Here is a 21,656-nt window from a genome sequence, read left to right on the forward strand (position 1 = left end):
ATGCGCGCCACCCTGACCATCGCCCTGAGCGGCCTGCTCGCCATGCCGGCGTATGCGGCCACGCTCGACATCAACGTCGAAATCCCCAAGCTCAATGTCGCCGAATATCACCGCCCTTACGTGGCGATCTGGCTGGAAGGTGCCGATCAGAAAGTCGCGGCCAACCTGGCGGTCTGGTACCAGTCCAAGGACACCGCCGAAGGCCACGGCACCAAGTGGCTGCCGGACCTGCGCCAGTGGTGGCGCAAGAGCGGCCGCACCCTGACCGTGCCGGTCGATGGCGTGACCGGCCCGACCCGCCCGGCCGGCGCGCACGCAATGTCGTTCTCCGACACCAAGGGCGCGCTGAAGGCGCTGCCGGCCGGTCAATACACGCTGGTGGTGGAGGCCGCGCGCGAAGTGGGCGGGCGTGAGTTGGTCAAGGTGCCTTTCACCTGGCCGGCCACGTCTGCGCAATCCGCCAAGGCCGGCGGCAGCAGCGAGCTGGGCACGGTCAGCCTGACTGCCAAACCGTGATGCGCGAGCGCGCCGCGGCCAGGCATGCAGCGGCGCGCAGGACACACGCGGTTTCCTCGCAGCAAACACGCTCTACCTCGCCGGCCTATTGCCCCCGCAGCGCCTCAGCGCGCTGCTCAACCACGCGCCCCATCGAACTTATCGTCTTCAAGGAGTTGTCATGACACGTTCGCTCGCCCTGATCGCCATGCTTGCAGCACTTCCTGTCAGCGCGCTGGCCCACAAGGCCTGGCTGCTGCCGTCGCAGACCGTGCTGGCCGGGGAAGCCCCGTGGATCACCGTCGATGCGGCGGTCTCCAACGACCTGTTCTACTTCAATCACGTGCCGCTGCGCCTGGACAACCTGAGCATCACTGCGCCGGACGGCAGCACGCTCAAGCCGGAAAATCCGGCAACCGGCAAATACCGCAGCGTGTTCGACCTGCAACTCACCCAGCCGGGCACCTACAAGCTCGGCATCGTCAACGCCGGCCTGTTCGCCAGCTGGAAGGAAGACGGCAAGCCCAAGCGCTGGCGTGGCAACGAAGCCAGCTTCGCCACCGAAGTGCCGAAAAATGCGCAGGAGCTGCAGGTCTCGCAATCGCTCAACCGCGTGGAGACCTTCGTCACCCGCGGCGCTCCCACCACCACCGTATTCAAGCCCACCGGCAAGGGCATCGAGCTGCTACCGGTCACCCACCCCAACGACCTGGTGGCCGGCGAAGCGGCGCAGTTCACCCTGCAGCTGGATGGCAAGCCGGCAGCCGGCCTCGAGATCGAAATCGTGCGTGGCGGCACCCGCTATCGCGATGCGCAACATGAAATCAAGCTCAAGACCGACGCCAAGGGCAACTTCAGCGTGACCTGGCCGGAAGCGGGCATGTACTGGCTGGAGACCACCAGCGAAGACACCAGGACCTCGCTGCCGCAGGCCAAGCAGCGTCGCCTGGGCTATGTGGCGACGCTGGAAGTGCTGCCGCAATAAGAGCGGCTGACGCCATTGCTGCGTACCCATCCGGCAGACGCGGTCGGTGCTCGGCATCTGTCTGTCGTCGTGCACTTTCGGCTCCTGGGCAGCGCCGATGCCCAACTGGCGACTGCTTGCTAGCTTTCTTGGCCGCAGTGACGGCAGCGCGCGCAATGGTTCTGGTGACATACCAGGACCGTGCACGAGGGAGCCATCGCCCCGCGCTACCGTCCGCGTCGCAACGGTCCACGCCAGGATGCCGGGATGATGCGCACAGCAGAGGGCATCGATCGCCGAACCGCCAGCATGCGGATGCAATCGGCTGCGCCGCACCTCACCATGGCGTTCCTGCCGCAGCGCCCGCCCACCAGTCCACGTATGAACTCACCGACTCCCGCAGACGCAACGCTTGCCACCCTGGGCGGCCGCAGCATGGGCACCACCTGGAGCGTGAAGCTGGTGGCGCCACGCACGCGCGACCTGCATCCCCTGCATGCAGGCATCCAGACTGCGCTCGACCGGGTGGTGGCGCAGATGAGCACCTGGGAAGCGGGCTCGGACATCAGCCGCTACAACCGCGCTGCTGCGGGAGGCTGGCATCCCTTGCCCGAGGATTTCCAGCGCGTGCTGCACGCCGCACTGCAGATCGCGCAGGCCAGCGGTGGCGCGTTCGACCCGACCATCGGGCCGCTGGTCGAGCTGTGGGGTTTTGGCCCTTCCGGCGGCCGGCGACGCGTGCCCTCCCCCGAGCAGATCGCATTGGCCAGCATGCGTTGCGGGTGGCAGCGACTGGAGCTGGATGGCCAGCGGCTGCTACAGCCAGGTGCCGTGGCGCTGGACCTGTCCGGCATCGCAAAGGGATTCGGCGTGGACTGTGTGCACCACGCGCTGATCAAGGCCGATATCGCCAGCGCCCTGATCGAGGTCGGCGGCGAGTTGTTCGGCTATGGACGCAAGCCCGATGGCAGCGCCTGGCGCGTGCTGGTCGAATCCGCGCCCGATGAAGAGGCTGGCGCTGCACTGCCGCCCCGCGTAGTCGCCCTGGACGGACTGGCCGTGGCCACTTCCGGCGATCGCTGGCACCGTTTCGACTCCGACGGAACGCGCTACACGCACACGCTGGACCCGCGCACGGGTTCCCCGATCGCGCATGCGCCCGCTGCCGTGACCGTGCTCGCGTACGATGCGATGCATGCCGATGCATGGGCCACTGCGATGACCGTCCTCGGCGCCGATGCCGGGCTGGCCTACGCACGCAACGCCAACCTGGCCGTACGCTTTCTGACCCGACAGGACGGCGCCCTGAGCGAAGCGATGAGCCCCGCGTTCGAGCAGCACCTGGCGGCGTCATGAGCGGCGCACCTGCCCGCATCTGGTTTGGCAATGGCGCGCTGCTGCTCGCCCTGGCCGCACTGGGTGCATGGTTTGCCAGCCTGCATGCTGGCACATGGTGGAGCGCGCCCACTCCGCATCGCTGGCAGTGGGCCGGCCTTGGCGTGGCGAGCTATGCAGGATTGTGCACCGCCATCTTCCTCCGCCGCCGCAGGCGGACCGGTGCGCCGCCCGGACGCGGCAGCAGCCTGCTGATCGCGTGGGCAAGCCAGACCGGGTTCGCACGCGAGCTTGCCGAACGCAGCGCAGCGGCATTCCAGTTGGCAGGCATTGGCGCCCACGCGTTGCCGCTGGAGGCGGTCAGTGCGGAGCAACTGGCGCGCGTGCCGCGGTTGCTGTGCATCGTCAGCACCACCGGCGAGGGCGATGCGCCGGATCACGCACAGGTAGCGGAGCGCGACTGGCTCAGCGACGACGGGCAGGATCTGGCAGCCGTGCAGTACGCGGTGCTGGCGCTGGGCGATCGGCGATACGCGCAGTTCTGCGCGTTCGGTCGTCGCCTCGATCATCGCCTGCAGGCGCGTGGCGGCATCCGTCTGTTCGAACGCATCGAGGTCGACAATGCCGACCCGCATGCGCTGAAACGGTGGCAGCACCATCTGGCAGCACTCACACCCGCGCTCGATGCGCAGCCGAACTGGAGCCTGCCGACGTATGCCGCCTGGCAGCTACGCGACCGTTGCCACGTCAATCCTGGCAGTGCCGGCGCAGCGGTCCATCGGCTTCGGCTCACGCCCTGCGAGGGACCGCTGCCGCACTGGCAGGCTGGCGACATCGCCGAGATCGCCCCGCAAAATCCGCCGGAGCAGGTGGAGGCCTGGTTGCAGCAGCACCGATGCGACGGCGCGCGGATGATCGACGGCCGCCCGCTGCGCGACTGGCTCAGCGGCGCGCGCTTGACTGACGATGCTGAGGCTGAGGCTGAGGCTGATGCCGATGCCGATGCCGATGCCGATGCCGCGATATTCAATGCAGACCTCGACGTGTTGGTGCACAACCTGGTTGCGTTGCCGCATCGCGAGTATTCGCTGGCATCGATCCCCGAGGAAGGACACGCCGAACTGCTGATCCGCGAACACCGGCAGGCCGATGGACGCCCAGGTGTCGGCAGCGGCTGGCTTTGCCTGCATGCGCCGATCGGTGCGCGCATCGCGTTGCGTGTGCGCAGCAATCCGGGCTTTCATCCACCTGCACCGGAGCACCCCATGCTGCTGATCGGCAATGGCACCGGCATCGCCGGGTTGCGCGCGCATCTGGTCGCACGCATTGCCGCGGGCGCGCGCGACAACTGGTTGATCTTTGGCGAACGCAATGCCGCATACGACGCGCTCTACGCCGAAGAATTGCAGCAGTGGTGCCGTGAGGGCTGGATCGCCCGTCTCGATCTGGTGTACTCGCGCGACCAGGACGCCGCGCTGCGCTACGTACAACACGTACTCACCGCCGCTGCCGATACCTTGCGCCACTGGGTCGACCGCGGCGCCTGCCTCTATCTCTGCGGCAGCCTGCGCGGCATGGCACCCGAGGTCGATCGCGCACTCGACACCGTTTTAGGAGCCGAACTCAGACAGGCGCTGCTGGACAGCGGCCGCTACCGCCGCGACGTGTACTGAGCCTGTGGCCTACTCGGCCGCTCCCGGATACGGGCTCACCCGAATCGCCAGCAACTCGCCACCGCCATCCAGAACGTAGCGACTGCGTGTCGCGGCGCTCAGCCAGGCGGTATCTCCGGCCGCCAACGGCGGCAGCGCACTATCGCGGCCAAAACTGGCCTGAACGGTCAGCAAATGGATCGCCCAGGCGCTGGAAGGCTCGGCGAAAAACAGCATGGTGCCGACCAGGGGCCGATGCAGCAGCTCGGTCCGCAACAGATCGCGCCGCCACATCAGGTTGAAGTCCTGGGTCGGCCCGTCGAGCAGTTCGGCACTCACCGTCTCTTCGCCTGCAAATCGGACGCGCTGGTAAGGCGGCAGCAACGCCACACGACGGGCCGCACGAGAGGAGACCACGCCAGCAGCCGCGTTGATCAGAAGGTCGCCGCTCTGACCTGTATCTCTGCCTGCATCTGCATCTGCAGCATCGCCATGGCCGGCATCACCATCGGCGGCGTGCTCGCCGTTGCCAAACTGCAGCCGCATGCCGTTACCGTGCAGCAGCACCAGTTCGCGGTCGACGCCCGGAAACGCAGAAAACACCGCGTCCTGCTCGATCTCGGCGATCGACAGGCGTAGCGCCCAGTGCTCGGCGTCCCCAAGCCGCAGGATCTCGCGCGTCCACCCCAATTGATTGCGCCAGCGCTCGCGGCGGTAGTCGGTGGCCGGAATCACCCGGCTGCTCAGGTCTGTCAGCTGCATCGGCGCATTGTGCCCCAAGCCCTGCCGTCACAGCGTCACCCGCCCTCGGCGGCCAGGCAAGCAGACATCGCCGCTGCCATGCCCTGCCTGCCCCGCCCTGCCCGGCCCGGCCCGGCCCCCGCTCATGGAGTGGACCAGTTTCCGCGGAGCCGCCAGTTCAGCCTGCCCCAACGAAAAACGCCCGGCTGCACATCCAAGTGCAACACCGGGCGATTCCACGTCCTTGTCGGCTTCCAGCCATCCCCCAGACATCCTGTCCAGTTAGGTTGCGGCCACGCATCCTCGCGTCGAACCGTATCTCGGATCCCTTCCCCTTAACGCCGTCCCACCGGTTTCACCGCCGCCCCCTTGGCAGCCTTCTTGGCGGGAGCCATCGTGGCTCCTACTTCGATCAGGTCGCGATTCCGTTCGACCGTCTTGAGTCCGATGCCCTTGACCAGTGCCAGTTCCTCGGCACTTTTGAAGGGACCGTTTGCCTGACGGTGCTCGACGATTGCCTCAGCTTTTGATCGCCCGACATTCGTCAGCACCTTGTCCAATTCCTCAGCAGACGCGGTGTTGATATCGACCTTCTCAAGCGCGTACGCATTCGAGGACAACAGCAACGCCAGTAGCAGGGACTTCAGGACTACGGTAAATGACTTCATTGCAACGCTCCTTGTGGCTTGGGTGATGGTCCTAGCCAGCATTCCTGCCGGCGGAGCCAGTGTCCCGCGCCACATGCAGCAATCCTATCGCCAACGAACTTTTCACACAGCCGGTGAACTGCGCGCCGCCTTGTAGGGAAATCCCTACCCCATGTCACCGGCGTAGAATGTGCTGCTACGTCACGCATTCGGAGCCTCCATGGACAGCGCCAAGATCGACCAATTCATCAGCGACACCTGGGACCGCGAGATCGTCCCGCAGCTGGTCGATTACATCCGTATCCCCAACAAGTCGCCGATGTTCGACACCGATTGGGTGGCCAACGGATACATGGAGCAGGCCGTCACCCTGATGGAAAGCTGGGCGAGGGCACAGGCGATCGACGGTATGCAGGTCGAGGTAGTGCGTCTGGAAGGCCGCACGCCGTTGATCTTCATCGAGATCCCGGCCACCGGCCCGGAATCGGGCGACGACACCGTGTTGCTGTACGGGCACCTGGACAAGCAGCCGGAAATGACCGGCTGGGATGCCGACCTTGGCCCCTGGGAGCCGGTGCTGCGCGACGACAAGTTGTACGGCCGCGGTGGCGCCGACGACGGCTACGCAATCTACGGCTCGCTGGCGGCCATCCTGGCACTGCGCACGCAGGGCCTGCCGCACGCGCGTTGCGTGGTGTTGATCGAGGCTTGCGAAGAGTCCGGCAGCTACGACCTGCCGGCCTACGTGGACCACCTAGCACAGCGCATCGGCAAGCCGTCGCTGGTGGTCTGCCTGGACTCGGGCTGCGGCAATTACGAGCAGCTGTGGTGCACTACCTCGTTGCGCGGCCTGACCGGCGGCAACCTCACGGTGAAGGTACTGGAAGAAGGCGTGCACTCCGGCGACGCGTCCGGCGTGGTGCCGTCCAGCTTCCGGCTGTTGCGTCAGTTGCTCTCGCGTATCGAAGACGAAACCAGCGGCCGCATCCTGCTGGACGGCCTGCATGTCGAGGTGCCGGCGGAACGACTGACCCAGGCCAAGGCTGCAGCGGCAACGCTGGATACCGCCATTTTCGACAAATTCCCGATGGTGGATGGTCTGGTGCCGATGCATGAGGACCTCACCGAGCTGGTGTTGAACCGCACCTGGCGCCCGGCGCTGTCGATCACCGGTGTGGACGGCATGCCGCCGCTAGCCTCGGCCGGCAACGTGCTGCGTCCGCAGACGGCGGTGAAGCTGTCGCTGCGGCTGCCGCCGACGGCCGACGGCAAGGCCTGCGGCGAGTTGCTCAAGGAAGCGCTGCTGCGTGATCCGCCCAACGGCGGCCAAGTGACGCTGGAGCTGGAGAAGGCCTCGTCCGGCTGGAATGCACCGGCCATGGCGCCGTGGCTGGAAAAGGCCATCGACGACGCCAGCCAGGCGTTTTTCCACAAGCCGGCGATGTACATGGGCGAAGGCGGCTCGATTCCGTTCATGGGCATGCTGGGCGAGAAGTTCCCCGGTGCGCAGTTCATGATCACCGGCGTGCTGGGGCCCCACTCCAACGCACACGGTCCGAACGAGTTCCTGCACATCCCGATGGGCAAGCGCGTTACCGCCTGCGTATCGAAGGTGATCGCCGACCATCACGCGGCCTGTCTGCGTGGCGAAACCAGTGGCTCGCCGGTGGCGGCCGATAGCGGCACCCGGCATGGGGGTCACGGTTGCTGTTGAGTTAGCGGTTGAACCGATGCATGCGGTTGGCTTGCATCGGTCGATGGGAAAGCTGAGTGGCGATTCGTGCGGGTGCTTGCGTGGTGGTGGTCTGGCTGGCTGGTTGGCGAGCAGGCTCCTGGTGCGACTTGGCTGCCTGACGTCACGCGTCGCCTGGCTCCGTACCCCTCACCCCAACCCCCTTTCCCGATGGGAGAGGGGCTTAGGATCTGCTCGTCGGGGAGGATTTGGCAGTGGCTGGCTGATGCAGAGCCGTTGTTTTCCCCTGAAGCGTCGCCTGCGATGCCGTTAGGTTTGCAAACTTCATCCGCGACATTTTTCAGCGGACATATCTCCTGGGAAGCGGCTGGCCGGAGAGATGGCTTCGCACGAAATCAAAAGCGCACAGCGGCAGAAGCCGATCACTATGCTCTCTGAAGCCGATGCATCGGCGTGGTCGCTCCTGCACCCCCTGCGCCAGGTGGCGACATCCGAAATGCTAGGCTGCCGATCCCGTCCACTCGCGGTGCTGCGATGAACAATCTGTTTGGTAGCGATAGCTGGCTCTACATCCTGCTGGTCGGTTTTGTGGTCGGGCTGCTGGCGCGTTTCATCACGCCCGGTACCCAGCGCCTGGGCTGCCTGCTGACCATCGTGCTCGGGATCGCCGGTGCAGTGGTTGCCAGCTGGTTTGGGCGCTACATGGGGTGGTACCGCGCAGGCGAGCCGGCCGGTTTCCTTGGCGCATTGCTCGGTGCCATCGCCATCCTCGCGCTGCTGCGGTTGTTCAGCGGCAGCAAACGCTGAGCGCTGCCCGCGCGCCTGACCCACCACGACACGACAGCTCAGAACACATGACGTCATCACCTTCGGACACTGCGCGCGACGCGCTGCGCCTGCACTGGGCGCGCCAGGCCCTCAACGATCCACACATCACGCTGCAGCGTGCGTCCATGGATGCCGGGTTTCGCAGTTACTGGCGCACGCAGGGCAGTGGCGTCGATCGCATCGTGATGGACGCGCCACCAGCGCTGGAAAATGTAGCGCCGTGGTTGCGCATGCACGGCGTGCTGCGTGAGCACGGCGTGCGCGTGCCCCAGGTGCTGGCGCAGGAGTTGGAGAGCGGATTCCTGCTGCTGGAGGATCTGGGCGTGCCGACGTTGGCGCAGGTGTTGACCGACACCAACGCCGATGACCTGATCGATGGTGCCATCGCGCAGTTGCTGTTGCTGCAGCAGATTCCGCCGCCTGCCGACAGCGGAGTGTTCGGCGAGGCGCTGCTGCAACGCGATGCGGGACTGTTCGAGGACTGGTTTCTGGGACGCCATCTCGGCGTGCAGCTGGACTGTGGCCATGCCGAGCAACTGCAGTTGGTGCAGCGCCGTTTGATGGACAACGCCCTGGCGCAGCCACGCGTGTTCACCCATCGCGATTTCATGCCGCGCAATCTGATGCCGGTGGCCGATGGCCCGGCAGTGCTGGACTTTCAGGATTGCGTGATCGGCCCGATCGCCTACGACCCGATCAGCCTGTTCAAAGACACCTCGGTGAGCTGGCCGATTGCCCGCGTGGACGGCTGGCTGCAGCGCTACCATGCGCGCGCAGGTGCGGCCGGATTGCCGGTACCGCCGCTGGCGCAGTTTCTGCGCGATGCGGACTGGATGGGCGTGCAACGGCATTTGAAGAATCTGGGTATTTTTTCGCGGCTGAGCCATCGCGATGGCAAGCATTGGTATCTGGAGAACGTGCCGCGTTTCATCAGGTATCTGGACGAGGTACTGCCCCGCTACACCGAGCTTGCGCCGTTGCTTGGCCTGCTGGACGAGGTGATCAAGCCCGCACTGGCAGCACGCGTGCAGCAGGTCACGGCATGAAAGCGCTGATCTTTGCTGCAGGATTCGGCGAGCGCATGCGCCCGCTCACCGAGCGCACGCCCAAGCCGCTGCTATCCGTCGGCGGCACGCCGTTGATCGTGTGGCATTTACGCAAATTGGCGGCACTGGGCGTGGACGAGGTGGTGATCAACACCTCGTGGCTGGCCGAGCAGTTTCCCCAGGTATTGGGCGACGGCAGCGCGTTCGGTCTACGGCTGACCTATTCCTACGAAGGTGCGACGCCACTGGAAACCGGCGGCGGCATGCTGCATGCGCTGCCGCTGCTGGGCGATGCACCATTTCTGCTGGTCAATGGCGACATCTGGACCGATTTCGATTTTGCCCACCTGTCGCGTGCGCCGGAGGGATTGGCGCAGCTGGTGCTGGTCGACCAACCTGCATATGCAGCGCGTGCGGATTTCGGGCTGGACGCCGATGGCAAGGTACGCGCCGATCTCCCTGCTACGCATACCTACGCCGGCATCGGGGTCTATCGGCCGGCGTTGCTACGCGATTGGCCATCAGTGATTGGCCCGCTGCCAGCACAGGGCAGCACGGCGCCGCGGTTTGCGCTGGCGCCGATTCTGCGCGCGCAGATGGCAGGAGGCTTGGTCGATGGCATCCACCATGCCGGGCGCTGGACCGATGTCGGCACGCCGCAGCGGCTGGCGGACCTGGATGCGCAGTTATTGCGTGACTGCGGCTGATCGCAACCACACCGCTACAACGTCCGACCGCGCACTGCGCATTGCGTGAATCACCCACATCGATCATCTCGACGGGCCTTGCAGCCAGCCCGAGGGCCGTAGCACCTACTCTTATCCATGCGCACCGACCATGCCGACGGGTCCTTGCCCGCCCACCGTCGCGGGACCTTGAGCGGCATGGATGCCGCGCCAGAGCCCACAAGCACGTACTTGCGGCGTGTCCCGCGATGATGGGCGAGCAAGGGCCTTGCAGCAGAGTCCCAGACCCTACGCTCTGTAAGCTCTAGGCGTTGTGCTCCGACAGCCTGGGCGCTGCAGATAGACGCGCGGTTAGGAAGAGCAAGGCACACCGCGCCTCCCGGACAACGAGCGCAGTCATCCTGCCGACTGCTCTAAGCCCCACGATCCTCAAGCACCCGCCGCAGGAACGGCACCGTGATGCGGCGCTTGGCGGCCAGCGATTCGCGATCCAGCCGATCCAGCAAAGCCACCAGGCCGGCCAGTTCGCGCTCGCTATGGGTCAGCAGCCAATCGATCGCCGCCTCGTCCAGAGCCAGGCCGCGCCGCTGCGCGCGGTCGCGCAGCACCGCCGCGCGCGCGGCATCGTCGAGTACCGGCAAGCCGATGCGGATGCATTGCGACAGGCGCGAGCGCAGGTCCGGCAGGACCAGGGCCAGGCCATCGGGCATCTGCCGGGCGGTGTAGAGCAGGCTGATGCCGGCCGCGCGCGCACGGTTGTGGAAATCGAACAGCGCCACTTCGTCGTCGCGCTGCCCGGCAATGCTGTCCACGCCATCCAGTGCGACCAGGCTGCGCCCTTCCAACGCTTCGAGCGCATCGCGCAGCCGTCCAGCGGCCGCGTGCAGGGGCAGATACGCCGTTGCGCGCCCGGCCTGCTCGGCCGCAGCGCACACCGCCAGTGCCAGATGCGTCTTGCCGGTACCGGCGGGACCGGCCAGGTACAGCCAGTCGCTCACCTGCCCGGCGGCCAGCGCCTGCAACTGCGAAAGCAGGCCGTCGGGCGCGGCGATGTAACTGTCGAAACGCTGGTCGGATGGCGCGCGCAACGCCAATGGCAACTGCGGCACGCTCACGACCGATCTGCATCCTTGCTCGGGTCGATGATGATGCTGCGCTCGGGCGTGGACTGCAGCACGATGCCGGCCCGCTCGCCTGCATACAGGTCGCTGCGGGTGTACTGCTCATGCGCATAGCGCAGCAGCACATTGGCCACCGCCGCCACCGGCAATGCCAGCAACATGCCGAGGAAGCCGAACAACTGGCCGCCAGCCATCACCGCAAAGATCACTGCCACCGGATGCAGGCCGATCTTGTCGCCGACGATGCGCGGGGTGAGCACGTAGCTTTCCAGCAACTGGCCAACGGTGAACACCACGCCCACGCCGATCAGCAGCTTCAGGTCCAGGCCCTGCGCCTGCACGATGGCCGCCAGCAGCGCGAGCACGATGCCGGTGGTCGCGCCCAGGTACGGAATGAAGCTGATGAAACCGGCGATGATGCCGATCAACAACCCCAGGTTGAGCCCGATGATGGACAGGCCGGTGGCATAGATCGCGCCCAACGCCAACATCACCAGGAACTGGCCGCGAATGAAGCCGCCCAGTACGTCGTTGGATTCGAGCGCCAACCGGCTCACCGTGCCGATGTAGGCACGCGGTATCACCGCCGCCACGCGCTCGACCAGCCGGTCCCAGTCACGCAGGAAGTAGAACGCCAGGATCGGCAGCAATGCCAGGTTGATCACCCAGGTCACCATCGCAAAGCCCGAGCGCGACACGTAGCCGAAGAAGGTCTTGGCGGCACCGCCGGCCTGTTCCCAATGGCTGCGGATCCAGTCGATCAGCCGCTCCGGGTCCAGCCAGCCCATCAGCTCCACGCCGGTCTTGGCTTCCAGCCACGGGATGGCGGTACTGATCGCCCAGGCGCGCATCTGCGGCAATGCATCGATCAGGGTCATGATCTGGCGTTCGATCATCGGTACCAGAATCATCAGCGCCAGCACGAACAGCAGCGTCGCCAGCACGAACACCAGGGCCACCGCCACATTGCGCGAACGCCCGGCGCGCTCGATGCGGTCCACCAGCGGGTCGCCCAGCCACGCAAGCAGCAGGGCCAGCACGAAGGGCGTCAGGATCGGCGCCAGCAGCGAGATCACCCACAGCACCCCGACGATCACCGCCGCCCATTTGAGGCGACGCAGGAATAAGGCGATCTCGGCTTCGGGAGTCAAAGTCATTTCAGGCGGTACTCGGCATGCTCGTTTTTGAGGATGATCGGGCCCTCGGTCGGGACCGACACCGAGACCAGGGGACTATTGTCGCCGAGCATACGGTTGAGCCCGGAAATGCCCGTGAGCAATTCCAGATCCACTTCCATGCGGTCGCCATTGGCGCTGACCGGGCGGATGCTGCGCACCACCGACACGCCCTGCAGCGCAGCGGCAACCCGCAGGTAGTCGTCGGCGCTATGGATGCCGGTGATCACCGCGCGGTACACGCCCGGCACCCCCGAGTCCACGCGCTTGGCATAGCGCTTGACCAGTGCATCGGCCGCGCCGTCGGCACCGGCCGCCATCGCACGCCGCGCATCGCCATCGCTGCTGGTCCAGCTGGACAACACGTTGCCGTTGTCCAAGAACACCCAGTCGGCAGTCCAGCCGGCGGCATTGCGGTAGAGCTTGCCGATCAGTTGCATCGGCGGGCTGTACTTGGCCGAGGCGCGCGACACCGCGGCGGTGTCCTTGCGCCAGATCGCGCCGGCCAGTACCTGCTCGGCAGCGGCGCCGCCGGGCAGGCCGAGCCGGTAGCCACGCTCGATGGCGCGGTCGAGCACGCTGCGGGCGGCGTTGGCCTGGGCAACCCCGACCAGGCGCGGACCGCTGCCGTCATCGATGGCCAGCCACAGCACCGGCTTGGGCCGCGGCAGCGGCCAGACCGGCAGGCCCAGTGCCGCGATCAGTCCATCGACATCGGACTGCCGAAACCGTGCCACCAGGGTGGTGCGGAAGGTCGGCGCACCGGAGCGCGAAGTGCCCTGATCCTGGCGGTAGTCGTAATGCTCGACGTAATTGGGCGCATTGCGCAGCGCCTGCGGCACCCCCGGGCGGCTCATCACCGCGCGATCGCCGGAGACCTTGCCCAGCACCGCGCCCAGCGCGCGCGCCAGGGCACCGGGGCGATCGGATTCGCTCTGGCTGTTGACCGGCACTTCGGCATCGTAGGCGCTCTGCGCTTTGGCGACGTCGCCTTCGGTACGCAGATCGGCCTGCGCAAAGGCCGGAACGGCGGGCATGGCGACCACGAGGGCGAGAAAGAAAGCGAGACTGCGGCGCATCGACGGTTCCATGGCGTAGGCGTATCCGGGTGAATTGTTGCCCGAATGGGGCGCTAGCGCCAACGTGGCTGTTAAAATCGCCGCCTTTACTGCCGAGCCACCCACGCCCGTGACCAGCCCAACGCCTTCTACTCCCTCGCCCATGACCTACCGCGACGCAGGCGTCGACATCGATGCCGGCAACGCCCTGGTCGAACGCATCAAGCCGCTGGTCAAGCGCAGCTTCCGGCCGGAGGTGATGGGTGGCCTGGGCGGCTTTGGCGCGCTGTTCGACCTGTCCGGCAAGTACAAGGAGCCGGTGCTGGTGTCCGGCACCGACGGCGTAGGCACCAAGCTCAAGCTGGCACAGCAACTGGGCCGCCACGACACCATCGGCATCGACCTGGTCGGCATGTGCGTCAACGACGTGCTGGTGCAGGGCGCCGAACCGCTGTTCTTCCTGGACTACTTCGCCACCGGCAAGCTGGATGTGGACACTGCGGCTGCGGTGGTGGGCGGCATTGCACGCGGTTGCGAGCTGTCCGGTTGCGCCTTGATCGGCGGCGAAACCGCCGAAATGCCCGACATGTACCCGCCCGGCGAATACGACCTGGCCGGCTTCACCGTCGGTGCGGTGGAAAAGTCGCAGTTGCTGGACGGCGCACAGGTACGCGCCGGCGACGTGCTGATCGGCATCGCGTCCTCCGGCCCGCATTCCAACGGCTATTCGTTGATCCGCAAGATCTACGAACGCGCCGGCGCGCCGGCCGAGCACGTGCTGGACGATGGCACCAGGTTGATCGATGCATTGATGGCGCCCACCGCGCTGTACGTCAAGCCGGTGCTGGCACTGCTGAAGTCGCATGGCGAATCGATCCACGCCATGGCACACATCACCGGCGGCGGGCTGACCGAAAACATCATTCGCGTGATTCCGGATGGCCTGGGCCTGGAGATCGATGCCAAGGCGTGGACGCTGCCGCCGGTCTTCGCCTGGCTGCAGCGCGAAGGCGCGGTGGCCGATGCCGAAATGTGGCGCACCTTCAACTGCGGGATCGGGTTCGTGCTGGTCGCATCCCCTGATCAGGCGGCGGCGCTGGAACAGGCGCTGGATGGCCAGTCGCTCGCCCACTGGCGGATCGGCCAGGTGGTCGCCGCGCGCGGCGACGAACGCGTACAGATCGGCTGACCAGGAACCTCGCATGGACGCTTCCCCGCCCCTGGCCGCTCCGTCGGCCAGCGCCGACGACCTGCAGCATCTCAAGCTGCTGTCGATCTTTCATTACGTGCTGGCCGGCATCACCGGGCTGTTTTCGATGTTCCCGCTGATCCATCTGGTCATGGGGCTGGCCATTGTCACCGGGCAGTTGCCGATGCAGGGCAGCAATGGGGAACCCGCACCTGCCGAGATGCGCCTGTTTGGCTGGATCTTCGTGGTGTTCGCCGCCGCCCTGATCACCGGCGGCCTGACCCTGGCTGGGTTCATGGCCTATGCCGGGCGCTGCATCGCCCAGCGCCGGTGGCATCTGCTCTGTCTGATCGTGGCGGGCATCTCCTGCAGCTTCATGCCGTTCGGGACCGTGCTTGGAGTCTTCACGCTGGTCACCTTGCTGCGCCCCCAGGTCAAGGCACTGTTCGGCGCTGCATCTGCCGCAGGTTGAAATGAAGGCGAGCCCACGCGCCATGCGCCGTCCGAAGCTGGCCGCGTTGGTCGCCACGCTGGCAGTGTTTGCAGCAAGCTGGATCGCCCCGCCGTGGCCGCTCGAGCAGGCGCTGCACAGTACGTTGACCGTGGCCGGGCTGATTGCGCTGGTGGGTGTCGACCGTCGCTGCCCGATGGACACCGGCGTCTTTACAGCGATCTGCGTGTTCATCTGCATGCACTGCATCGGCGCACGCTGGCTGTATTCCAACGTGCCCTACGAACACTGGAGCCGGCAGCTGCTGCACTGGTCGCCTGCTGCGACGTTCGGCTGGACGCGCAATCATTTCGACCGGCTGATCCATCTGCTGTTCGGGCTGTGCTTTACCCCGGCCGTGATGCAGCTGGCGGTGCGGCGATGGCCGCGATTGACGCGTCGGCAGGCCTTCGCGCTGACGGTGATGAGCATCATGTGCGTCAGCCTGATTTACGAGTGGTTCGAATGGGGCATTGCGCTGCTGCTGTCGCCGCAGGCCGCCGAAGCCTACAACGGCCAGCAGGGCGATCCCTGGGACGCGCATACCGACATGCTGCTGGCCACCCTGGGCAGCCTGGCGGCCTACCCCGTGGTGAGGACATTGTTCAATGCACGCAACTGACGCCCCGCTCCGCCTGGCCGTACTGGCCTCCGGCCGCGGCAGCAACCTGCAGGCCATGCTCGATGCCATCGCCAGCGGGCGCCTGCACGCAACCGTGGTCGGGGTGTTCTCCGATCGCCCGCAGGCGCCGGCCTTGCAGAAGGTGGACGCGGCACGGCGCTGGAGCGCCAGCCCGCGCGCGTTTGCCGACAGGGATGCGTTCGATGCGGCGCTGGGCGATGCGATCGCCGCCGTGCAGCCGGACTGGATCGTCTGCGCCGGCTACATGCGCATCCTCGGCGAGCCGCTGGTGCGCCGCTTTGCCGGCCGCATGCTCAATATCCACCCGTCGCTGCTGCCCAAGTATCGCGGCCTGCACACCCATGCGCGCGCGCTGGAAGCCGGCGATGCCGAACATGGCGCCAGCGTGCATCTGGTGGTGCCCGAGCTGGATGCCGGCAGCGTGATCGCACAGGCCCGCGTGCCGGTGCTGCCTGGGGACGGTGCCGACCAGCTGGCTGCGCGTGTCCTGGCCCGCGAGCATCCGCTGCTGCTTGCCACCCTCGACCTGCTGGCCAGTGGGCGTGTGCAGATCCACGGCGATGCGGTCCACCTCGACGGTCAGTGCCTGTTTACGCCACTACGACTAGAGTCCGCTGACACCGCATTCGTCTGAATGCGCAGACGCCCCCCTCATCCTGCCTCGGACATCCTCGTGGGCCCTGTGCCCCAATCAGCGCATGAACGTCCTTCCGATCGCCGCCGCGCTGTTGACCACCGTCCTGCTCACCCAGGCCGGCCCCGGCCGCGCGCAACAGGCCACGCAAGTCCCCGCGCCCGCCCAGCCAACGCCAGTGCCCCCTGCTGCGGCGGCACCGGCATCTGCCGCCACCCTGCCCGCCGGCACCTGGACGCCGCCACCGCTGGAGCCGTTCGTGGCGACCTATCAGGCGTTCTATCGCGGCAAGGAAGCGGGCGACGCCACGATGCAGGTCAGCCACGGCGATGGCAGCCAGTGGCGCATCGACATGTCGGTACGCGGCCGTAAAGGCTTCGCCAGCATCCTGGGCCTGAACCTGGAGCAGAGCACGGTGTTCCGTGTCGACGGTGACACCTACGTGCCGCTGAGCCAGAGCACCGTGCGCAAGGCGGTGTTCTTCGGCAAGAAGGTCACCGGCGTCTACAACTGGCAGGCCGGCACCGCGCAATGGGATGGCGATCTGAAGAAGGAACGCCAACAACCGATTCCGCTGCAGCACGGCGACCAGAGCGCGCTCTCCTTGAACCTGTCGCTGATGCGCGACGCGCAGCCCGGCCGCAGCCTGAACTATCGCTATGTCGATGTGGGCAAGGTGCGCAAGTACGACTACCGCGCCGCCGACACCACCGAGGTGGTGCAGGTCGGCGACCTGAGCTACGACGCGTTGCGCGTGTATCGCGTCAACGGCGGCGACAACGAAACCATCCTCTGGATCGCCAACGGGGTTCCGACCCCGGTGCGCATCCTGCAACGTGACAAAGGTGAGGATCAGGTCGATCTCCGCCTGGTCGAATACCAAGGAGCCTGACCATGACATTCTCTTTCCGCCCCAGCGCATTGATCGCCGCCGCCGCCCTGGCCGTGGCCAGCCTGCCGGCGTTTGCCGTGCAGCCCTTCCAGGCCGACTACTCGGCCAATTACATGGGCATGCAGGCCAACGGCACCATGACCCTGGCCGCGGCCGGTTCCAACCAGTGGCGCTACACGCTCACCATCCAGAACCAGCTGGCCAACCTGACCCAGAGCACGGTATTCGAAGAGGCCAACGGCCAACTGCGCCCGGTGAGCAGCAACGACACCTCGTCGATGATGGTCAAGCGCCGCAACGTCACCGCCAATTACGACTGGAAAACCAGCCAGGCCACCTGGGGCGGCGACATCAAGCCGGACCGTCGCGGTCCGGTCAAGCTACAGCCTGGCGATATGGACGCATTGCTGATCAACCTGGCAATCACCCGCGATCTGGCCGCCGGCAAGCCGCTCAACTACCGCATGGTGGACGAAGGCCGCATCAAGCCGATGAGCTACAAGGTGGTCGGCAAGGAAACCATCACCGTCAACGGCAAGCAGGAACAGGCCACCAAGGTCTCGCGCGTGGACGGCGACAAGGAACTGATCGCCTGGGTGGTCAAGGACCTGCCGGTACCGGCGCGCCTGCTGCAGAAGGAAAAGGGCCAGGACGCGCTGGACCTGACCATCAAGGCGCTGCTGCGCTGAGCGCTCTGCGCTTATCCGACCATTTCGACTGGTCCTTGCCCGCCCACCGTCGCGGGACCTTGGCCTTGAGCGGCATGGATGCCGCGCCAGAGCTTACACGGACGTACTTGCAGCGCGTCCCGCGATGGTGGGCGGGCAAGGGCCCTGCAGCAAAGGCGCAGCGTCGAGTGCGCGGTGCCCTCACCGCTCGCGGGACACGCCGTTAACCCATCCATGGGGGCTCGGTGGCGGCATCCATGCCGCCAACGGTCCCGCAATCGGTAAGGACACCGCACCAGATAGTTGGCTGGTGGTTTGGGTGAAAAGCGACAACACCAAGTCGCGCGGTTCGCTGGCTGCTTATTGAAACCTTGCACACCAGCCATCTCGACTGGTCCTTGCCCGCGCACCATTGCGGGACCCTGAGCGGCATGGATGTCGCGCCAGGGCTACAAGGACGTACTTACAGCGTGTCCTGCAATGGTGGGCGGGGCAAGGGCCATCCAGCGGAGCCGCAGATCAGCGGCTCCGCAATCACTCTTTCAACCAAGGCCGAGCGCTTCTCAAGGCTTGCCGGCAGCCTTGTCGTCGCCGGTCGTAAATACGGTGCGGCAGTCCACCCGGATCTGCTCATCCGTGCCGCGCCAATAAAATAGGTCGCAATGGCGCTTGCCTTCGACAGTCTTTTTGACCGCCACCGCATAGAACGATTGCGCGATCTCGTTGCGGCTGGCGGTGCCGTCGCCGTTCCAGTCCATGTCCTTGAACTCGACGCCCTGGGTGATGGCCATGCCCACGCTCCATGCATAGGCCAGCCACGCCAGGATCAGCACGATCACGCCCAGCAGGATCTTGCGCCGGGTGGTGAAGCGTCCGCGCAGGATCATGCGCTGCGCCGGATGGTCGCGCCCAGCGCCCCCAGCTTCTCCTCGATGTTTTCGTAGCCACGGTCCAGGTGGTAGATGCGATCGATGGTGGTGTCGCCGTCGGCCACCAGGCCGGCCAGGATCAACGATGCCGACGCGCGCAGATCGGTCGCCATCACCGGCGCGCCGCTCAGGCGTTCGGCACCGCGCACGATGGCGGTATGGCCTTCGACCTGGATGTCCGCGCCCAGGCGCAGCAGCTCGTTGACGTGCATGAAGCGGTTTTCGAAGATGGTTTCGTTGATCACGCCTACGCCGTCTGCCACGCAGTTGAGCGCCATGAATTGCGCCTGCATGTCGGTGGGAAACGCCGGGTATGGCGCGGTGGTCAGGTTGACCGCACGCGGGCGCTTGCCGTGCATGTCCAGGGTGATGCTGTCGGCGGTGGTGGTGATGCTGGCGCCAGCTTCGGTGAGCTTGTCCAGCACCGCATCCAGGGTGTCCGGGCGTGCGCGGCGCACGGTGACGCTGCCGCCGGTCATCGCCGCGGCCACCAGGAAGGTGCCGGTTTCGATGCGGTCCGGCAGCACCGCATGGTGCCCGCCGCCCAGACGCTCGACGCCCTGCACCACGATGCGCGGGGTACCGGCGCCTTCGATCTGCGCACCGAGCGCGATCAGGCAATCGGCCAGGTCGGTCACTTCCGGCTCCATCGCCGCGTTTTCCAGCACCGTGGTGCCTTCGGCCAGCACGGCCGCCATCAGCACGTTTTCGGTGCCGGTGACGCTGACCATGTCGAAGACGTAGCGGCCGCCCTTGAGGCGCCCGTTACTGGTGGCCTTGATGTAGCCGTTCTCCACGCTGATGTCGGCACCCAGCGCCTGCAGGCCCTTGATGTGCTGATCCACCGGGCGCGAGCCGATCGCGCAGCCGCCGGGCAGCGAGACTTCGGCGGTGCCGTAGCGCGCCAGCAGCGGACCCAGCACCAGGATCGAAGCGCGCATGGTCTTGACCAGCTCGTACGGGGCGACCTGATGGGTCACCGAACGCGGGTCGACCAGGATCGAGCGGCCCTTGGCCAGCGTGCCTTCGTCGATGGTGACCTCGGCGCCCAGCTCACCGAGCAGCTTCACCGTGGTGATCACGTCGTGCAGGTGCGGCACGTTGCTGATTTCTACCGGCGCGTCGGCCAGCAGGGTGGCGCACAGGATCGGCAGCACGGCGTTCTTGGCGCCGGAAATATTGACTTCGCCGTGCAGCGCTTGGCCGCCGGTCACTACGATTTTTGCCATGGGAATCTGAGAAGTCCGAAGTAAGGGTATGTCGGGGGAAGGAGGTGCGGCCGGACGGCCTTCAGGCGAACGGCGCTGAGACCGGGAGACCGAGCGCCACGATGGGCATTGCCTGGACGCGCTGGACACCGACACGCGGTGATCGTGGAACCAAGCCAGGGAGCCGAGGATGCAGCTGCATGCCGATCCTCGTCCCGGCCCGGGCCGCCTGGCGGCGAACGCGGTTGCCGGGCTCAGCCTTCCTCGGGCGTCAGCGTCTTGAGCTGCAGCGCGTGGATCGCCCCGCCCATCAGCTCGCCCAGGGTCGCGTAGACCATGCGGTGGCGCGCCAGCGGGGCCTTGCCCGCAAATGCGGGGCTGACCACGGTGGCCTCGAAGTGCACGCCATCGTCGCCGTGCACGTCGACGCGGGCTTCAGGCAAGCCGGATTCGATGAGTTTACGGATGGTTTCGGCGTCCAAAGGGCGTTTCCTCATAAAATGAGCGCACATTCTACTCTTCACCCGAGTCCTGCATGGCTGTCTCGCCCCTGCCCATCGCCACCGTCAGCGACGCCAGCCTGGTCGCCAGCGGCCAGCGCGTGCTCCAGATCGAGCAGGACGCACTGGCCAGCGTGGGCGAGCGGATCGGCAGCGACTTTGCCGCCGCCTGCCGGCTGGTGCTGGCCTCGCGCGGGCGCGTGGTGGCTACCGGCATGGGCAAGTCCGGACATATCGCACGCAAGATCGCCGCCACCCTGGCATCGACCGGCACCCCGGCGTTCTTCGTACATCCTGGCGAGGCCGGCCACGGCGACCTGGGCATGATCACCGAGGCAGACATCGTGCTGGCGCTGTCGTATTCAGGCGAATCGGACGAAGTGCGCATGCTGCTGCCGGTGCTCAAGCGCCAGGGCAACCCGATCATCGCCATGACCGGGCGCGCAGGTTCCACCCTGGCGCAGGCCGCCGACGTGCACCTGGATGTCAGCGTCTCCGCCGAAGCCTGCCCGCTGCACCTGGCCCCAACCTCCAGCACCACCGCCTCGCTGGCCATGGGCGATGCGCTGGCCGTGGCACTGCTCGATGCCCGCGGCTTCACCGCCGACGACTTTGCGCGCTCGCATCCGGCCGGCAGCCTGGGCCGGCGGCTGCTGCTGCATATCACCGACGTGATGCACGCCGGCGACGACCTGCCGCGCGTGCGCGAGGACGCCAGCCTGAGCGAGGCGTTGATGGAAATGAGCCGCAAGCGCCTCGGCATGACCGCCGTGGTCGATGGCCAGGACCGGCTGATCGGCCTGTTCACCGACGGCGATCTGCGCCGCGCCCTGGACAGCGATATCGATGTGCGCAATGCCGGCATCGCCGAGGTGATGACGCGCAACCCGCGCACCATCGGCGCCGACCAGCTCGCCGCCGAGGCCGCGCGGCTGATGGAGGACTACAAGATCAACGGCCTGATCGTGGTGGACGCACAACAGCGCGCGGTCGGCGCATTGAACATTCACGACCTGTTGCGCGCCAAGGTGGTTTAACAGGTTCAGTTTTCAACCGCCGGAC

General features: G+C 66.4%; 23 protein-coding genes. 15 read left to right on the forward strand and 8 right to left on the reverse strand.

All coding sequences use genetic code 11. The annotated features are described in order from the left end of the window. From ACCQ10_RS14545 to ACCQ10_RS14560, 4 genes are all read left to right on the forward strand, one after another. On the forward strand, positions 1-516 hold the full coding sequence (locus tag ACCQ10_RS14545) for a DUF2271 domain-containing protein (RefSeq protein WP_184387912.1): 516 nt from the start codon (positions 1-3) through the stop codon (positions 514-516). Between the two features lie 160 nt (positions 517-676). Then, a complete protein-coding gene (locus ACCQ10_RS14550; protein WP_104579797.1) occupies positions 677-1,480 on the forward strand; it encodes a DUF4198 domain-containing protein in 804 nt (267 codons plus the stop codon). 360 nt (positions 1,481-1,840) lie between these two features. After that, positions 1,841-2,815: an FAD:protein FMN transferase gene (locus tag ACCQ10_RS14555; RefSeq protein ID WP_372361080.1), complete on the forward strand. Its 975-nt coding sequence runs from the start codon at positions 1,841-1,843 to the stop codon at positions 2,813-2,815. Beyond that, on the forward strand, positions 2,812-4,467 hold the full coding sequence (locus ACCQ10_RS14560) for a sulfite reductase subunit alpha (RefSeq protein ID WP_372361081.1): 1,656 nt from the start codon (positions 2,812-2,814) through the stop codon (positions 4,465-4,467). The genes ACCQ10_RS14555 and ACCQ10_RS14560 overlap by 4 nt, the downstream gene beginning before the upstream one ends. 9 nt (positions 4,468-4,476) lie before the next feature. On the opposite strand, the gene ACCQ10_RS14565 is transcribed toward ACCQ10_RS14560, so the two are convergent. Both ACCQ10_RS14565 and ACCQ10_RS14570 read right to left on the reverse strand, forming a co-directional pair. Further along, positions 4,477-5,208: a HutD/Ves family protein gene (locus ACCQ10_RS14565; RefSeq protein ID WP_372361082.1), complete on the reverse strand. Its 732-nt coding sequence runs from the start codon at positions 5,206-5,208 to the stop codon at positions 4,477-4,479. Between the two features lie 314 nt (positions 5,209-5,522). Continuing rightward, a complete protein-coding gene (locus tag ACCQ10_RS14570; protein WP_005993268.1) occupies positions 5,523-5,897 on the reverse strand; it encodes a ComEA family DNA-binding protein in 375 nt (124 codons plus the stop codon). 157 nt (positions 5,898-6,054) lie between these two features. Between ACCQ10_RS14570 and ACCQ10_RS14575 the strand changes: the two genes are divergently transcribed. The 4 genes from ACCQ10_RS14575 to murU all read left to right on the forward strand — a co-directional run bounded on the left by ACCQ10_RS14575 (position 6,055) and on the right by murU (position 10,108). After that, entirely contained in the window at positions 6,055-7,548 is a 1,494-nt protein-coding gene (locus ACCQ10_RS14575; RefSeq protein ID WP_372361083.1) for a M20 family metallopeptidase, read from the forward strand. Between the two features lie 513 nt (positions 7,549-8,061). Beyond that, complete coding sequence (locus ACCQ10_RS14580; RefSeq protein ID WP_039404677.1) at positions 8,062-8,334, forward strand: GlsB/YeaQ/YmgE family stress response membrane protein; 273 nt, start codon at positions 8,062-8,064, stop codon at positions 8,332-8,334. A gap of 47 nt (positions 8,335-8,381) precedes the next feature. Further along, positions 8,382-9,401 carry an aminoglycoside phosphotransferase family protein gene (locus ACCQ10_RS14585; RefSeq protein WP_372361084.1) on the forward strand — a complete coding sequence of 340 codons (1,020 nt, stop codon included), beginning with the start codon at positions 8,382-8,384 and terminating at the stop codon, positions 9,399-9,401. Continuing rightward, positions 9,398-10,108 (forward strand): N-acetylmuramate alpha-1-phosphate uridylyltransferase MurU, encoded by a 711-nt coding sequence (gene murU, locus ACCQ10_RS14590; protein ID WP_372361085.1) that lies wholly within the window; start codon positions 9,398-9,400, stop codon positions 10,106-10,108. Before ACCQ10_RS14585 ends, murU begins: the two co-directional genes overlap by 4 nt. A 392-nt stretch (positions 10,109-10,500) precedes the next feature. Here the strand turns inward: murU and hda are convergent, their stop codons facing one another. Genes hda through ACCQ10_RS14605 form a run of 3 tightly spaced genes read right to left on the reverse strand, consistent with a single transcriptional unit; the run spans position 10,501 to position 13,474 of the window. Continuing rightward, positions 10,501-11,202, reverse strand: a complete 702-nt coding sequence (hda, locus tag ACCQ10_RS14595) for a DnaA regulatory inactivator Hda (protein ID WP_372361086.1) — start codon at positions 11,200-11,202, stop codon at positions 10,501-10,503. Then, a complete protein-coding gene (locus ACCQ10_RS14600) occupies positions 11,199-12,365 on the reverse strand; it encodes an AI-2E family transporter (RefSeq protein WP_039404666.1) in 1,167 nt (388 codons plus the stop codon). The genes hda and ACCQ10_RS14600 overlap by 4 nt, the downstream gene beginning before the upstream one ends. After that, a complete protein-coding gene (locus tag ACCQ10_RS14605) occupies positions 12,362-13,474 on the reverse strand; it encodes a DUF2066 domain-containing protein (protein ID WP_372361087.1) in 1,113 nt (370 codons plus the stop codon). Before ACCQ10_RS14605 ends, ACCQ10_RS14600 begins: the two co-directional genes overlap by 4 nt. Before the next feature lie 22 nt (positions 13,475-13,496). Between ACCQ10_RS14605 and purM the strand changes: the two genes are divergently transcribed. The 6 genes from purM (at position 13,497) to ACCQ10_RS14635 (ending at position 17,978) form a co-directional block, all read left to right on the forward strand. Further along, entirely contained in the window at positions 13,497-14,630 is a 1,134-nt protein-coding gene (purM, locus tag ACCQ10_RS14610) for a phosphoribosylformylglycinamidine cyclo-ligase (RefSeq protein WP_202902997.1), read from the forward strand. 13 nt (positions 14,631-14,643) lie between these two features. Then, the gene (locus ACCQ10_RS14615; RefSeq protein ID WP_372361088.1) at positions 14,644-15,102 is read left to right on the forward strand and encodes a hypothetical protein; all 459 of its coding nucleotides are present in this window, start codon (positions 14,644-14,646) and stop codon (positions 15,100-15,102) included. Positions 15,103-15,124: 22 nt separating this feature from the next. Further along, the gene (locus ACCQ10_RS14620; protein WP_372361089.1) at positions 15,125-15,742 is read left to right on the forward strand and encodes a DUF2238 domain-containing protein; all 618 of its coding nucleotides are present in this window, start codon (positions 15,125-15,127) and stop codon (positions 15,740-15,742) included. After that, entirely contained in the window at positions 15,729-16,397 is a 669-nt protein-coding gene (purN, locus tag ACCQ10_RS14625; protein WP_372361090.1) for a phosphoribosylglycinamide formyltransferase, read from the forward strand. Before ACCQ10_RS14620 ends, purN begins: the two co-directional genes overlap by 14 nt. Positions 16,398-16,461: 64 nt before the next feature. Beyond that, positions 16,462-17,289 (forward strand): DUF3108 domain-containing protein, encoded by an 828-nt coding sequence (locus ACCQ10_RS14630; RefSeq protein WP_372361091.1) that lies wholly within the window; start codon positions 16,462-16,464, stop codon positions 17,287-17,289. A gap of 2 nt (positions 17,290-17,291) precedes the next feature. Then, entirely contained in the window at positions 17,292-17,978 is a 687-nt protein-coding gene (locus tag ACCQ10_RS14635) for a DUF3108 domain-containing protein (RefSeq protein ID WP_372361092.1), read from the forward strand. A gap of 542 nt (positions 17,979-18,520) precedes the next feature. Here the strand turns inward: ACCQ10_RS14635 and ACCQ10_RS14640 are convergent. From ACCQ10_RS14640 to ACCQ10_RS14650, 3 genes are all read right to left on the reverse strand, one after another. Further along, on the reverse strand, positions 18,521-18,844 hold the full coding sequence (locus tag ACCQ10_RS14640; protein ID WP_047693841.1) for a hypothetical protein: 324 nt from the start codon (positions 18,842-18,844) through the stop codon (positions 18,521-18,523). Further along, positions 18,841-20,115, reverse strand: coding sequence for a UDP-N-acetylglucosamine 1-carboxyvinyltransferase (gene murA, locus ACCQ10_RS14645; protein WP_047693843.1), 1,275 nt, complete (start codon positions 20,113-20,115; stop codon positions 18,841-18,843). The genes ACCQ10_RS14640 and murA overlap by 4 nt, the downstream gene beginning before the upstream one ends. Before the next feature lie 233 nt (positions 20,116-20,348). After that, positions 20,349-20,576, reverse strand: coding sequence for a BolA family protein (locus ACCQ10_RS14650; RefSeq protein WP_046964476.1), 228 nt, complete (start codon positions 20,574-20,576; stop codon positions 20,349-20,351). 53 nt (positions 20,577-20,629) lie between these two features. On the opposite strand from ACCQ10_RS14650, the gene ACCQ10_RS14655 reads away from it, so the two are divergent. Beyond that, the gene (locus ACCQ10_RS14655) at positions 20,630-21,631 is read left to right on the forward strand and encodes a KpsF/GutQ family sugar-phosphate isomerase (protein ID WP_166751921.1); all 1,002 of its coding nucleotides are present in this window, start codon (positions 20,630-20,632) and stop codon (positions 21,629-21,631) included. Positions 21,632-21,656 lie beyond the last annotated feature (25 nt).

It is taken from the genome of Xanthomonas sp. NCPPB 1325, from assembly GCF_041477645.2.
Classification (GTDB): Bacteria; Pseudomonadota; Gammaproteobacteria; order Xanthomonadales; family Xanthomonadaceae; genus Xanthomonas; species Xanthomonas cannabis.